Genomic DNA, 14,250 nt, shown 5'->3' with positions numbered 1-14,250 from the left:
GCGGCTGCTCGCAAGCCGCCGGCGCCGTTGCGCCAGCCGCTATCCGACGCGATGCGCCGGGCGTCGCAAGCCGAGATTCTCGCGCAGTGTGCGGCCTTCGTAGTCCTCGCGGAACAGGCCGCGTCGCCGCAGTTCGGGCAGCACCAGTTCGACGAAATCGGTCAAGCCGGTGGGCAGCAACGGCGGCATCACGTTGAAGCCGTCGGCGCCGTAGTTCAGGAAGCGCTCTTCGAGTTGATCGACGATCTGCGCCGGGGTGCCGACGAGTTGCCAATGGCCACGCGCGCCCGCCACTCGCAAATAGAGTTGACGTATCGTCAGATTCTCGCGGCGAGCGAGTTCGATGGTCAGCGCTTGCCGGCTCTTGCTGGCATTCGTCTCGGGCAGCTCCGGGATCGGACCGTCGAGCGGATACTCGGACAGATCGAAGCCGCCGGTGAGTCCGGACACGAGCGCGAGCCCCACCTTCGGGTCGACGAGCGACTGCAACTGCTCGAACTTCCGTTTCGCTTCGTCTTCGGTGCGGCCGACAATCGGAAACACGCCGGGCATGATCTTCAGGTCGTCGGGATGACGACCATAGGTCTGCATGCGGCCCTTCACATCGGCGTAAAAATCTACAGCGTCCTGCAACGTCTGCTGCGCCGTGAAAATCACTTCGGCGGTTTTTGCGGCCAGATCGCGACCGGCTTCGGACGACCCTGCCTGCACGACGACCGGATGCCCTTGAGGCGAACGGGCGACATTGAGCGGCCCCTTGACCTGGAAGAAACGTCCCTTGTGATCCAGCACATGCCGCTTGGCCGGGTCGAAGAAGCGGCCTTCGGCCTTGTTGCGAACAAAGGCGTCATCCTCCCAGCTATCCCACAGCCCCGCGGTGACTTCGGCGAACTCGGCGGCACGCGCGTAGCGCTCGGCATGATCGAAATGTTTGTCGCGATTGAAGTTCTTCGCCTCGTGCTCACTCGACGAAGTCACCAGATTCCAGCCCGCACGCCCTCCGCTGATGTGATCGAGCGACGCGAACTTGCGGGCAATGTGATACGGCTCGTTGAAACTCGTCGAGGCCGTGCCGACCAGGCCGATGCGTTCGGTCACGGCCGCCAGCGCAGAGAGCAAGGTGATCGGTTCGAACTGCGCCACGTAGCTATGCGCCGTGCGGCTAAGAAAGTCGACGTTGTCACCGCGTGTTCCCACGCCGTCGGCGAGAAAGACCAGATCGAATTTGGCGGCCTCCGCAGCCTTGGCGAGCTGGACGTAATGACGGAAATCGACGCCGGCGTCGGCTCGCGCGTCGGGATGCCGCCACGCCGCAATGTGATGTCCGGAGGGGTAAAGGAAGGCGCCGAGGCGCAGGTGCCCGCTACGTCTGCTCATGGAAGTCCGCGATTCGAGAATGAATAGGGAGGCGCTGCGCCTGCCGGCCGTAAGTTGAGCGCGCGCTGCTTCGCCTGTGTCCGTCGAAAGGACAACGCGGCATTCTGCCGGCGCTGGCAGGCGAAGGCATGCCAACCGGTTGCATTCTCGATGTGTTCGCCGCATTGCGCCACGAACAAATCGGCAGATCCATATTCGTCAGCGAACTAACGGAAACGCTTGTGAGCGTGTAGCGTACGGAACCTCGAGCGCACCCGCGAAAAAATAGGTCACGCACCGCGTTGCGCTAGCAGCGCAGCCTACGCCACGTGTTCCTGCGTCTGCTGCGCTGCGTGATATGCCCTCAACTCATCAGACTCAAAGCGCGGCAGTCTTGTCACCCACCGCTTTACTGCCGACCGCATCCAGCTTGCTCTGCAATTCGGCTTTGCGTTTTGCCATCTTCTCGCCCAGCGAGCGGAGATTGCAATTCGACTTGCGCAGTTCCGGAAACAGCTCCTGTTCCTCTTCCTCCACATGATGCCCCACCATCTCACTCATCACTTTGAAGGTCGCATCGAAGCCCTTGTCGCCCGCCTTCAGCGTTTCGAACTTCGCAATCAGGGTTTTGACGAGAAAGTGTTCGATGTATGCCTCTTCCACGTCGATCTTGTCACTGGCGGGCAGCGCGGCCTGCGCGGCGGGATAAAGCAGTTCCTCTTCGAGCATCGTGTGGATGGACAACTCTTCGCAGGCGCGCTGCGCAAGGGTGGCCTTTGCGTCCAGATCGTCGTCCGCGGTTTTTTTGAACGCCGTGAACAGTTTTTCGACTGCCCGGTGATCAGCCTCCAGAAGCTCGATGGCATCATGCGGCACTGCTTCTGTCGCCGCCTTGTCCTGTTTCGTCGATTGCATCTTGCGCTCCTCGTTCATGGGTAAGAACGATTCGTGGCGCAAGCGTCATGCCTGACGACTAAAGACCTCAGCGGCATTCATGGCCAGGGAGAGCGCGCCGACCAGCACGAGACTGACCGCCCAGACGATGTCCAGATTGAACCAGCTGCGTGACACGAACTTGAGCCCCAGGTAGCGGTAAACCAGCCACGCCAGCAGCCCGCCGACCACCATCATCGCGCCGGCATGCACACCCGCGACCAGCAGCGCCATGCCCAGGTTGGCCTCGATCAGTGTCTGCGCAGCCCGGTGGCCTTGATCGTCGTAGGCGTGGCAAAGTCCGAGGTAGATCGGCACGAGCATCAGCCCGGCGCCGTGCGCCAAGGCAATCGCGAAAGACCAGAGCGCGAGGCGCGACGGGGGAATCCGCACGAGGACGCGCGGATGGCGTCTCCAGACCAGCAGAAATGCGCCAAAGCCGATAACGAGCACACTGGCGCCGATCTGGATCTGGCGCTGCCAGGCAAGCAGCGTCGTCAGCATGGCGAACGGCAGCATCACCAGCAACACCGCCAGCATGTGCCCCGCCGCGAGATACAGGAGCGCGCGGAACAGCGCCCGCGCGCGTTTTTCCATCAGGCCGCCCGACACCGCGAGCGGCCAACCCATCGCGGGATTGATGCCGTGATAGAGACCGCTCGCGAGAATCGCCAGCCAAAGGCCGGTCTGCGACCAGCCTGCGCCGATCAAACGCCCACCGACGGGTAACAGAACGAATCGGTCGAGCAGTCCCCTCCTTCGAGCCGGATCTGATGCGCCCGGTAGCCATCGGGAAAGTCCACCCAATAGTCGTCGGCCAAAGTAAGGCCGCCCGTGGGCGCCGCCCGCGCCATGACCTGTGCGCCGGGCACGCCGTCCGGGTAAAACTGGTTGTCCCAGGTCGAATAGAGCGAGTTGGTCCAGTAGACACGCTTGCCGTCGCGGCTGATCTCGACCATTTGCGGTCCACCCGCGAAGGTCTTGCCGTTCGGATGAGGCGTGCGCCGCACAATCCCGCCAATGTGAACCGAACCCGTAAGCTTCGGCTTGCGCGGTTCCGTCACGTCGTACTGGCGCAGCTCGCCCGTTCCCCAGCAGGCCACGTAGAGGAATTTGTCGTCGATGGAAAGATCGATATCGGTGACGAGCGGCGGCACCGCGCCGAACCCCTGCAGCAAGGGTGGCAGCAGTTCGGTGGCCGCCGGCTCGGGTGGAATGGTCGCGGTCTTCTCGATGTGAAACTCGCCCCCCTCCCGCCACCAGGTCCAGATCGACCCTTCCAGATTCGTCGTATCGACCACGACGCCGATAAAGCCGTATTCCCGGCTCGGATCGTGCGCGGGACGCACTTCGAGCGCCATCTGATGGTTTGCGCCGAGGTCGATGGTCTGCACGTTGCGCCTGCCGCTCAGGTCCCAGAAATGGATGCGGTGCCCGTACTTGTTCGACAGCAGGTCTTCGGGAACAATGCCGTTCTCGAATTGCGGCGGCAATGCCCATTCGCTCGACACCATATAGTCGCGCGGCAGGTTCCACCAGAAATCGTAGTGTTTCTCCTGCAATCCGCGGTCGATCTCCCAGCGGCCGAGCACCTCGAACGTTTCGCAGTCCATGATGAAAATGCCCGGCGGCCCGTCGGTGCCATCTTTGCCTGCGCCGCCAAGGGTGCTGATGTAGATGCCTTCGGGCCCGCAATGGACGGTATGCGGGCGAGAATAGCCCGTCTTGCGGAAGATTTCTTCCGGCTCGATGATCTTATGAATGCGCGCCTGGGTTGGATGCGGATGCGTGTCGACAATGTAAATGCGCGAAGAACGCATACCCGGAATGATCAGGTAGCGCCGTTCGAGGAACGCGTGTCCGGTTAGCGGCGACAGTGCCGACGAACAGGCATTCCAGCCGAAGTGATGGAATTCGTCGCCCTTATACGGCACCGGCACCGTGTGCACCACCTGGCTATAGGTCGGCGAACCGGGTTTCACGTCGATGACGGCAAGCGCGTCGGGCTGCGAAAAATCGGGGCTGAGCAGGACGGTGTAGGCGTATTCCTCAACCGGCGCATCCATCGCGAGTTGTGGTGATGCATGGAATGTGGGATCCGGACGCATACCCATGGCGGAAGTCTCCTTGTCTGTCTGGTTCGGGACCGAGGCGCCCGGCGTCCGCCTGCTTTGGCGAGTCCGCGCGACTCGTTACGAAACATCGTTATCAATGAGATGCGCGGCCCGATGGCAGGCCGTGGCATAGCTTTAGATTTGTAGTCCACGGCGGCAGCGAGAGCAACCGGAAGTTTCGCCCATTTTTGTGCACTGCGCCGTTGCCATACCGAGGGGGCCTTCCGCCCTATTCTGGTCGCCAATGCCGAATAGTTCTACAGGATCATCGCACGGGCGTTAGTGTGGCCCTCGGTATGCCGTTAGTGCTGCACGCCCCAGCGCCGAACGGTCACGCGTTCGAGCGTGTCGAACACCAGGTGTTCGATCAGCAAGCCGATCACGATCACCGCGGCGAGTCCCGCGAAAACGCGGTCCGTGTACAGCTCGTTGCGATTCTGGAAGATGTACCAGCCAAGGCCGCCACTGCCGGAACTCGCGCCGAACACGAGTTCGGCCGCGATCAGCGTCCGCCACGCAAAGGCCCAACCCACCCGCAAGCCCGCCAGAATCGCCGGCAATGCCGCCGGCACCAGAATCAGCAGCACATGGCGCATGCCGGTGAGCCCGTAGTTGCGCCCCGTCATGCGCAGCGTCGCCGGCACGGATTGAAAACCGGAATAGGTGTTCAGCGCCAGCGGCCAAAGTACCGAATGAACCAGCACGAACAGCAGGCTGCCGGTGCCGAGGCCAAACCACAGCAACGCGAGCGGCAACAGCGCAATGGAAGGCAACGGGTTGAACATCGCCGTCAGCATCGACAGGAGATCGCGGCCCAAACGCGTGGATACGGCAAGCGAGGTCAGCACGAAAGCGAGCGCGGCGCCCAGCAGATAGCCGCGCAGCAGCACCGACATCGACACGGCCGTTTTTTGCAGCAGTTCGCCGGACCACACGCCCTGCACGAATGCGCTGAAAGTCGCGCCGAAAGTAGGCAAGAGCAGATCGTTGTCGATCGCGCGCGCGGCGATTTCCCAGATACCGATCAACACTAGCGCGATCAGCGTCTTGCGCAGCCAGCTTTGCGCGAAGATGCGCTTGCCAAGCGGCAGCGGGGCTTCGAGAACGAGTTCGCCGAGTGGTTCGAGCGGACGCTCGTATTCCTCGCGAACCGGCGGCAGCAAGGTGGCGGGAGAACTCATTGCACGGCCTGCGTCTCTTCAAACAGCAGGTGATGAATACGCGCCACGCTGCGCTGGAAATCGCTGCGCCCAAAACTGTCCTGAGAATACTGATGACTGTTGAGCTCCGCGCGTACACGGCCCGGATGCGGCGACAGCAACAGAATACGGTTGCCGACTACGAGCGCCTCTTCGATGGAATGCGTGACGAACAGCAGCGTAAAGTTCACCTCCTCCCACAGCCGCAATAGCTCTTCCTGCATCTTGCGGCGGGTGAGCGCGTCGAGCGCGGCGAAAGGCTCATCCATCAGCAGCACGCGCGGCTGCATGGCCAGCGCGCGGGCAATGGCGACGCGCTGTTTCATGCCGCCCGACAAGGTATGCGGATACGCGTTGGCAAAGGAAGCCAGCCCGACCTTCTCCAGATAATGCAGCGCGCGCTCGTGGGCCTCTGCCCGCGAAAGCTTCTTCGCGACACGCAGCGGAAAGGCGACGTTCTGCACAACCGTCTTCCACGGCGGCAGTTGATCGAACTCCTGAAACACCACGATACGATCGGCGCCGGGGCCTCGCACGATCTGGCCATCGAGCGAGATACTGCCGGAGGTCGGTTCGATAAAGCCGGCGACGGCTTTGAGCAGGGTCGACTTACCGCAGCCCGACGGCCCCAGCAGCACGAAGCGGTCGCCGCCGTAGACGTCGAAACTCACGTCGTGGGTCGCGCGAACGATCCGCTCGCGTGTGCGGTATTCGAGGTTGACGCGCTCGACCGCGAGCAGTTTTTCGCTGGTCGCCGCAGCGACCTGCTCACCATGGTTCGGAAACAGCAAGGTAGGATTGGCCACCATCAGATCGCTCCCTGTAAGCCGACCACGCGGGCCGATAGAAATCGGGCGAAGCTCGGGTAGGTGTTCACGGTCAGCTTCCCGCCGCGGTTGCCGGGTCGTCGAAGAAGTAATCCTTCCACGACTGCGGGTTGTTCTTGATCACGCCCACGCGATGCATGAATTGCGCGAGTCCGAGCGTGTTTTGCGGCGCGACCTTGTATTGCACCTGCGGATCCTTGATAACCTTCAGCAACAGCGCGCGGTCGATCTTCGACTGATTCGTGCGGATATAGATATCGGCTGCGGCATCCGGATTAGCCGTCACGAAACGTGCCGCGTCCGCCAGTGCGTCGACGAATGCGCGATAGGTCTTGGGGTTGTTGTCGCGGAATTTTTCCGTTGCGTAGAGCACGGTCGCCGAACTCGGTCCGCCCAGCACGTCGTATGAATTCAGCACGATGTGCGCCTTCGGATTACCGGCGAGTTCCTGCTCCTGAAACGGCGGATTACCGAAGTGACCGGTGATTTCGGTGCCGCCGGCGATGATCGCGGCGGCCGCGTCGGGATGCGGCAGCGCCTGCGTGAACTTGTCGAGGCGGTTGTAATCCTTGTCGCCCCAGCGTTTCGCCGCCGCATATTGCAACACGCGCGATTGCACCGACACGTTCACGGCGGGCACCGCGATGCGATCCTTTTCGGTGAAGTCGGCGATCGTCTTGACGTTGGGATTGTTGCTGACGAGGTAGTACGGCAGATTGCCGAGCGAGGCCACGCCTTTCACGTTCTGCTTGCCGTGCGTGCGGTCCCAGATGGTCAGCAACGGGCCGACGCCGGCACCGGCGATATCCACCGCGCCGGAGAGCAGCGCGTCGTTGACGGCTGCGCCGCCGGAGAGCTTCACCCAGTCGACCTTGATATCGATCCCCTGCTTACGCCCTTCTTTCTCGACGAACTGCTGGTCACGCGCCACGTTCAGCAGCAGGTAGACGATGCCGAACTGCTCAGCCACGCGAATCTGCCCTTCGGCGTGCGCGGGCACGCTCGCGCCGAGACCGGCCACGCCCGTCGACAAGGTCAGCAGCGCCGCGGTCAGACGGCGAGCAAAAGACGACCGCGCGGCGGTCGGGCGAAACATGGCGAGCATCGGAACTCCGGTGAGCGTATGAGAGTGGTGAAAACGGGCCACGTTGCCGTCAGAACGGCACGTCGCCTTCAATTGTCGTGCGGTACAGTTTGCGGCGCAGATGATCCGGCGTGCCGGCCGCGAGGTGCATCAACGAGCGGTTGTCCCAGAACACCATGTCGTGTTCGGCCCACTGATGCCGGTAAAGATGCTCGGGGCGCACGCTATGCGCGAACAGTTCGTCGAGCAACGACTTGCTCTCGTCTTCCGGCAAGCCAATCAAGCGGGTCGTGAAATGCTCGCTGACAAAGAGCGCCTTGCGTCCGGTTTCCGGATGCGTACGCACGACCGGATGCACCACCGGCTTCACCTGGGCGATCTGCTCGGCGGAGAGGTTCGGGCGCCACGGGCTGCGCTTTTGCAGCTCGGCGTATTTCGCGAGATACGTGTGTTCCGCCGAACGACCTTCCACGGCGGCGCGCAAATGCGCCGGCAACGTGTCCCACGCCAGATGCATGTTGGCGAACAACGTGTCGCCGCCTTCCGAAGGCAGCTCCTGCGCGTGCAGCAGTGAAGCGAGGCTCGGCTTCTCCTTGTAGGACAGATCGGAATGCCAGTAATGGCCTGCGTCGCCGAGACCGATCGGCTGGCCGTTTTCGACAATGTTGGAAACGACCAGCACCTCCGGATGGCCCGGCAACTGGAACTGGTGCAGCACGTGGATCTGCAGCGGACCGAAGCGGCGGCTGAAAGCGATCTGCTGATCCGGCGTAATGCGTTGATCGCGGAACACCAGCACGTGATGATCCAGATGCGCGCGGTGAATGCGGTCGAAATCGTCCTGACCCAGCGGCTTGCCGAGATCGAGGCCGAGCACTTCGGCGCCGACGGGGCCGTCGAACGCGCGGATCTCGATGTGCCGAGTCGGGTGAACATGGCCAGCAATGCTGGCGGCGGTAGGTGCAAAGGCGGTCGTCACAGGACACTCGTCGTCGAATCGGGTCGGAAGACGCCCGCGAGGGCGCAGTCAGACGAATTTACCGGCGCACGCGCGCGCCGGCAACGAAGCAAATCCGATACGGATATCTGCTGGAGTGATAAAGCCGATGCTTTAACGCATTCCGGCCGTGAAGCAACCACCGGCACCGCATGCGGTCGCCCGTCCCCGCGCACGTGCGCGGGCGTTCGGCACGGCCGGCCCGCACGTTTCACGCAGCTTCAGTCCTGCCCGTGCGCGGTATAACGGGGCTTGAGCACCCGTTGCAGTTGCCGGTTTCTGTCCTCGTCCACCTTGATCCTGTCCCACGTGAGATCGGGAACCCGGTAGTCGGACGCGAGTGCGCCGACGGGCTGCCAGCGCCATTTGCGCGTCGCCCGGTCGATGGCCGCGCGCCAGACGGGTGTGCTGTCGAGCTTGCGCACCTCGAGCTGATTGGGCGCACTGGCGAGCGCATAGTAGCCGTCCCTGAAGAGCCACGCGACATTGCCCCGCGCGAGCCATTTCGCCGCCTTGCCAACCTGTTTCGCCGTCCATTTGTCGACATTGTCGAGAAAGCTATTCCGGGCGTCGATGCCTGGCAATTGCGTGACGAATCGCGTCGTACCGGGAGGCAAGGCCGAGTCGGGATTCCTCGCGAATTCGTACAGGCGGAACCGGTCGCCCGCGGTGCTTTTCCAGAAGGTGTGCAAGCTGGTGGGCGGCGGCACGACCACTTTCCCGTCAAAGCCCGTCAAACTCCATTCGGAGCGGCTACCCAAAGATCCTTGCGAGACATACGGATAGTACGAGTACTTGCCGACGCTGAGAAACTTGCGATCTTCCGCGTGAATGAGATGCTTGCCATCGTATTCAAAAACGCCGTTGCGGTTAGTTCGAGCCGACGGCACAGCGCCCGCGTAGAGGTAGCCGTCGCTGCCGACACGAAGCACCCGCTTGTTGTCGTTCGCGAGATGAAAGCGTCCGTCTTCGCCCATGACGAACTGGCTTGTGTTCCCCGGCACGTCGACTCTGCCTGAATAATCGAAACAGACTTCGCCGTTGGCGCCGACATAGAGCTTGGTCTGCCATCTGGCGTCTCCGTGGCCCCACATCGTCATCGGGCCGCGATAATCGAGCCCCCTGGCTTGCCGGTCTACGAGGTGCGCCACTTGCGACCTCGCATGATCGTAAAACTCGGCTTGCGTGCGATTCGGATCCTGTTCAGGTTGCGGCACCGCGGGCTTGCCGGTGTATGAGATGCGGGACACGAACGGGCTATGACGCCTGTCGTTCCACGCGGGACTGGTGAGCGGAAAGCGCGCCAGTTGCGGTTGGGCGCCGGCCATTTGCGTCTGGTCATAGACATCCCAGCGGTAATCGGGATTGGCGACGAACGGCTGCAATCTGCCGTCCTGCACGTGCTGCCAACCTACAATCTGCGTGTAGTCGATCCGTCCCATCGCCGCCTGTTCGTGAGTTTGCGGGTCGCGGGAGCCGGCGCCGAGACTTCCGTTGACATCCACCATGTTCGGCGTCGGCGCTACACGGTAGATGTAGCCGTTGTTCGACTGCGCCGCAAGGCGCTCCAACGCCGTGCCGCCACGCTCGAAGGTGCCGAGATAACCGGCCGAGTCGACGGCGGACGGATTCGAACTCACGTCGAAATTGTGCATGTCGAGACTCACGTCTTTTAGCGGCGCGCTCTCGATGCTGAAACCGCCTTGCGCCTTCAACGCTTCGGGCGTTACGGTCGACGGCCGGAATAGCACATTCTGTGTTGAGTTGTCCGACGTATCGGTAGACCGCTTCCTGAACTCGGCCCGAGGTACGCCGAGCCGTTCCATGTCAGGCTCGGGTGGTAAAGCGATGGGCGGCACGGCGACGTGGTGTGCCTCCGCGATATCGCCCAATGTGATGTCGTTGATGGGCGACTCTGGCGCCACGGCAAATTCGGCCTGGCTGACGCCTTGCACCGGTTGGCTCCGGTTCAGGTTGGCGAACCACGCCGTCGTCGCGTAGTCGTGGCGGCCAGGCGCGTACTCCTGCTCGTACCGGCTCCTGATGGCGGCCGACATAGCGTCGAAATTTCGATAGCTGTACACGCCGACGGCCGGATCGTAGATCTGGTAGGCATCGTTCCGATAGTCCGCGGACGGCTTGACCCTCTGCACGACGACCGGCGCCTCTCCGGGCGGCACACCTCCCTGCGCGCCGGCGACGTGGGCGCTGCGGTCGGCCGGAGCGTTCAGACGAACCTCGACGAAGTCGTTGTCATAGCCTCGCAAGCTGTTGTCGCGAACATAGGGGTTGCCGAAGTTTCGTTTGAGATCGTCGACCAACTCGGCGGCGCTTCGAATCGTGCTTCGGCCGTCGTGCCTGATGTGGTCCGGCACATTCGCGACCGTCGAATACTGGTTGGCATCCTGCAGGTTGTGAATTTCTTCGATCGTCGCGTGTCGCGACAGTGGGTTGCCAAGCCGATCCCTGAGATCGGCCGTCGCGCTCGCCAGATCAGCAGCACGGCCATGGGAAATATTCATGAGCGCGTCGACAGCCATGCCGGCACCGGAATAGGCCATCGCGCGCGGTGTTTCCGCGGCGACCGAAAGCACGTCCTGCGACAGCCCGTTCGCGCCGGCCGCGGTGCGCGCATACAGGCCCTCGCGAGACTGCGCAGGCGGAGGTTCGGAAAGCACCGGCGGCGGTGGCGGCGTACCGGACGGACGCCCGCGCGGCTGGGGTGCGGTAAAGATCTGGATACTGTTGGGCGTGAGATGAAAATCCGCTTCGTTATACGCGGATTCCAGATATCCCACGAGGGCATGCTCCATGTCGCCCCGGTTCCGGTAAACGAACGCGCCGTTGTTCGGATCGAACAGGACATAACGGTCGTCGGCTTGCCTCGCAATCAGCATGGCATGGCCGCCCCGAAGCGCATTGTCACCGCTGGATAGCCGGTCGAGCCGCACATGCGCCATGTCGCCCGCGTGCATCTCGTCATGGATGCGTGTCATGAGGTTGGCGATGCGCTCCGTGCGATCTTCCGTGTCGCCGAGCCGATCGACACCACCTTCCGCGTACCGGCTCACCCCGAGCGAGCGGGTGTCGTATTGAAACCGCTCGATCCGGTCGAACATCTCCTCGCGGGTCACGGAGTTGCGACCCGCGTCGGCCAGGATCCGCTTCACGGCGGAGGGCACGTCCGGAGTTTTCCCGTCCGCGTTCCGGTCGACGCGGCGTATTGCCTCCATGACGATGCCATCGCAGGCACCATGCCCCGTGTTGCCTCGCTTTCGATCGAGATCGGCCTGGTCGAACTTCTGGTAGGACGCGGCCGTCTCTTTCAGCGCTTCGCCGCCACGGCACTCGCGAAACTCCGACGCGGCGGCGCACTTGCCGAGTGCCCCGCCGCGTCGAACGCGGGAGAGCGTCGAGTTGGATGTCGAGGCGGGTGCCGCGTTCGTGCCACCGTTTCCAGATGGACTGGGCACTCGCGCAGGCGAAACAACCTGCGATGGTGTTCCCGTATCGTTACGTTGCGACGGCTGGCTCGGCTGATCGCGCGATTCCACGGGATAGGACGATACGTTAGTGCGACTGATTTCCATACGGCTCTCCCACGAGAAGGGACACGGTTGACGTGGCGCCGAAATCAGGACCAGCTCTTCGCTTGACCAGCGGATGATGGCTCTCGGCGGCACAGCGTCAGTGTGGGTGAGCATGCTTCGTGTCGGGCGCTGAATAACTGCTACACCAACGCTCGGCATAGCCGTGCCGGGTCATCGCACGCGCAATGGTGCGCGGGGGCCGATCGGACGATCGGCCCCGCAGCAGACGTTACACAGAGTTAAGCGGAGGCGCTGATGTCCCGCGGGCGCCCGCAGGCCGGGACTACAACCGCCCCGGACGCGGATCTGCCACGAATCCGTCGCGATTGGGCATCACCACGCGCGGCAGCGACGCCGCGTCGAGGCGCGTATTCGCCGGCACGATGCCGTTCTGGTTGAGCAGGAAGGCGCTCACCGCATACACCTCGTTTGCGGAAAGCGATTCGGGCGCGTTGTACGGCATCGCGCGGCGGATGTAGTCGAAGAGCGTCGTCGCATAAGGCCAGTAGCTGCCCACGGTGCGCCTGGGCTTTGCGCTCGCGAGCGTGCCCTGGCCGCCCACCAGCGCGTCGCCGAGACCGCCCTGGCCCTGCGCGCCATGACACGCCGCGCACTTCGCGGCGAACACGTGCGCGCCCGTCGCGACGTCGCCGCTGCCCGCGGGCAAGCCGCGTCCATCCGGCGCGACGTCGATGTTCCAGGCGGCGAGATACTGCTCGGTGAGCGGCGTGCCGATCTCGTGAGCCGCGCCGGTGTGCAGTGCGACCCGCGCGACCGGCGCGCTCGATGCGCAGGACGCCAGCATCGCCAGAGACAGCAGCGTGGCCAGCGCCGTGCGCGCCGGCGTAATCTTGCGATGGCCGTCATGCATTGCGCACCTCGCCGCTTTCGTCCACACGCCATTGCTGGATCGCGTTGTAGTGGTATTGCGAATTCAGGCCGCGCGCCGCGACGAGTTCAGCGCGCGTCGGTTGCACGTAGCCGGTCGAATCGGTGGCGCGCGAGAGAATGGCGGCCGCGCCGCCGTCCCAACGCCAGTCCGCCTCAAAGCGAGTCAGCGCGCGATCGTGGATCGCACCGACGAGGCGCGCGGCGCGCCACGTTGCGCCGCCGTCCGTCGATACCTCGACCTTGCGGATCGTGCCACGTCCCGACCAGGCAAGACCGCTGATCGGGTAATAGCCGTGCGTGGTGAGGCGATGTCCCGGCGAAGGCCGCGTAATCACCGACTTCGCGTCCATCTCGAAGGCGAACTGGCGCGCGGTGCCGTTCGCGAGCAGGCTCGTATATTTCGAGGTTTCCTCGCGGGTTTGCAGCGGCGCGTCGACCACCTTCAGGCGGCGCAGCCACTTCACGTTGGTATTGCCCTCGAAGCCGGGCACGATCAGCCGCAGCGGATAACCATTCTCCGGGCGCAAGCGTTCGCCGTTTTGGGCATAGACCACGAGCGCCAGGTCGAGGATGCGATCGAGCGGCAAACTGCGCGTCATCGCGGCGGCATCGGCGCCCTCCGCGAGCAACCAGCCCCCCCCGGTTGCGCGACCGGACACGGATAAACCGCCCACCTCTTCCAGCAAAGTAGACAGGCGCACACCGGTCCATTCACAGCACGAGAGCAGACCATGGGTGAGTTGCACCGGCATGCCGCTTGGACCGTTCCATTCGTTGCCGGTATTGCCGGAGCATTCGAGAAAATGAATGCGCGATTCGGACGGCAGGCGCAGCAGGTCGTCCATCGTGAAGAGTTTCGGCGTGCGCACGAGCCCGTGTATCGCCAGCCGGTGCTGATCGGGATCGATGTCCGGTACGCCGCCATGATGGCGTTCATAGACCAGGCCGTTGGGCGTGAGCGTGCCGTGCAGATCGGCGAGCGGCGTCATCGACGAAGCCGCGCCGGGCAGCGGCCACGCACGCGCGCTACGCCGCACGACATCTGCTTCGTGCGGCGACGGCACACCATAAGGATGGTCGAGGATAGGCGCACCGGGCACGCGGCTCGACGGCGCGACCTCGAGCGGCTTGAGCAGTTCACTCGCGGCCGCGGCTTGGGACACGGCGAGACCGCCGGCCGCCAGACGGCCAAGCAATCGACGGCGGCCGCGCGACGGCGGCGTGTCCGGCACAGGGAGACGTAACGGCATCATGCCCCG

At 63.5% G+C, this 14,250-nt stretch carries 11 protein-coding genes; all 11 read right to left on the bottom strand.

Going from position 1 to position 14,250, the window contains the following annotated elements; genetic code table 11:
• Positions 1 to 39: 39 nt before the first annotated feature.
• Positions 40 to 1,377, bottom strand: a complete 1,338-nt coding sequence (locus BLW71_RS05900; protein ID WP_091794028.1) for an LLM class flavin-dependent oxidoreductase — start codon at positions 1,375 to 1,377, stop codon at positions 40 to 42.
• Positions 1,378 to 1,734: 357 nt separating this feature from the next.
• Complete coding sequence (locus tag BLW71_RS05895; protein WP_091800499.1) at positions 1,735 to 2,271, bottom strand: hemerythrin domain-containing protein; 537 nt, start codon at positions 2,269 to 2,271, stop codon at positions 1,735 to 1,737.
• Positions 2,272 to 2,316: 45 nt separating this feature from the next.
• A complete protein-coding gene (locus BLW71_RS05890; RefSeq protein ID WP_091794026.1) occupies positions 2,317 to 3,000 on the bottom strand; it encodes a hypothetical protein in 684 nt (227 codons plus the stop codon).
• Positions 2,997 to 4,403 (bottom strand): selenium-binding protein SBP56-related protein, encoded by a 1,407-nt coding sequence (locus tag BLW71_RS05885; protein WP_091794024.1) that lies wholly within the window; start codon positions 4,401 to 4,403, stop codon positions 2,997 to 2,999. Before BLW71_RS05885 ends, BLW71_RS05890 begins: the two co-directional genes overlap by 4 nt.
• 302 nt (positions 4,404 to 4,705) lie before the next feature.
• Complete coding sequence (locus tag BLW71_RS05880) at positions 4,706 to 5,584, bottom strand: ABC transporter permease (protein ID WP_091794022.1); 879 nt, start codon at positions 5,582 to 5,584, stop codon at positions 4,706 to 4,708.
• Entirely contained in the window at positions 5,581 to 6,411 is an 831-nt protein-coding gene (locus BLW71_RS05875; RefSeq protein ID WP_091794019.1) for an ABC transporter ATP-binding protein, read from the bottom strand. Before BLW71_RS05875 ends, BLW71_RS05880 begins: the two co-directional genes overlap by 4 nt.
• 70 nt (positions 6,412 to 6,481) lie before the next feature.
• Positions 6,482 to 7,534 carry an ABC transporter substrate-binding protein gene (locus BLW71_RS05870; RefSeq protein ID WP_091794017.1) on the bottom strand — a complete coding sequence of 351 codons (1,053 nt, stop codon included), beginning with the start codon at positions 7,532 to 7,534 and terminating at the stop codon, positions 6,482 to 6,484.
• A 49-nt stretch (positions 7,535 to 7,583) separates the two neighbouring features.
• Complete coding sequence (locus BLW71_RS05865) at positions 7,584 to 8,492, bottom strand: TauD/TfdA dioxygenase family protein (RefSeq protein ID WP_177204979.1); 909 nt, start codon at positions 8,490 to 8,492, stop codon at positions 7,584 to 7,586.
• A gap of 239 nt (positions 8,493 to 8,731) precedes the next feature.
• Entirely contained in the window at positions 8,732 to 12,100 is a 3,369-nt protein-coding gene (locus tag BLW71_RS05860) for an enterotoxin A family protein (RefSeq protein WP_091794015.1), read from the bottom strand.
• 283 nt (positions 12,101 to 12,383) lie between these two features.
• A complete protein-coding gene (locus BLW71_RS05855) occupies positions 12,384 to 12,971 on the bottom strand; it encodes a c-type cytochrome (RefSeq protein ID WP_091794013.1) in 588 nt (195 codons plus the stop codon).
• Positions 12,964 to 14,241 (bottom strand): sulfite dehydrogenase, encoded by a 1,278-nt coding sequence (soxC, locus tag BLW71_RS05850; RefSeq protein WP_091800492.1) that lies wholly within the window; start codon positions 14,239 to 14,241, stop codon positions 12,964 to 12,966. The genes BLW71_RS05855 and soxC overlap by 8 nt, the downstream gene beginning before the upstream one ends.
• Positions 14,242 to 14,250: the final 9 nt, after the last annotated feature.

It is taken from the genome of Burkholderia sp. WP9 (genome assembly GCF_900104795.1).
Classification (GTDB): domain Bacteria; phylum Pseudomonadota; class Gammaproteobacteria; order Burkholderiales; family Burkholderiaceae; genus Paraburkholderia.
Note: the sequence above shows the minus strand (reverse complement) of the source record. Positions and strands in the feature narration are given on the sequence as shown.

Excerpts from the sequence above, each read along its gene's own strand:
- BLW71_RS05900 (WP_091794028.1), bottom strand. The coding sequence starts at position 1,377 with ATGAGCAGACGTAGCGGGCACCTGCGCCTCGGCGCCTTCCTTTACCCC.
- BLW71_RS05895 (WP_091800499.1), bottom strand. The coding sequence starts at position 2,271 with ATGCAATCGACGAAACAGGACAAGGCGGCGACAGAAGCAGTGCCGCAT.
- BLW71_RS05885 (WP_091794024.1), bottom strand. The coding sequence starts at position 4,403 with ATGGGTATGCGTCCGGATCCCACATTCCATGCATCACCACAACTCGCG.
- BLW71_RS05880 (WP_091794022.1), bottom strand. The coding sequence starts at position 5,584 with ATGAGTTCTCCCGCCACCTTGCTGCCGCCGGTTCGCGAGGAATACGAG.
- BLW71_RS05875 (WP_091794019.1), bottom strand. The coding sequence starts at position 6,411 with ATGGTGGCCAATCCTACCTTGCTGTTTCCGAACCATGGTGAGCAGGTC.
- BLW71_RS05870 (WP_091794017.1), bottom strand. The coding sequence starts at position 7,534 with ATGCTCGCCATGTTTCGCCCGACCGCCGCGCGGTCGTCTTTTGCTCGC.
- BLW71_RS05860 (WP_091794015.1), bottom strand. The coding sequence starts at position 12,100 with ATGGAAATCAGTCGCACTAACGTATCGTCCTATCCCGTGGAATCGCGC.
- BLW71_RS05855 (WP_091794013.1), bottom strand. The coding sequence starts at position 12,971 with ATGCATGACGGCCATCGCAAGATTACGCCGGCGCGCACGGCGCTGGCC.
- soxC (WP_091800492.1), bottom strand. The coding sequence starts at position 14,241 with ATGCCGTTACGTCTCCCTGTGCCGGACACGCCGCCGTCGCGCGGCCGC.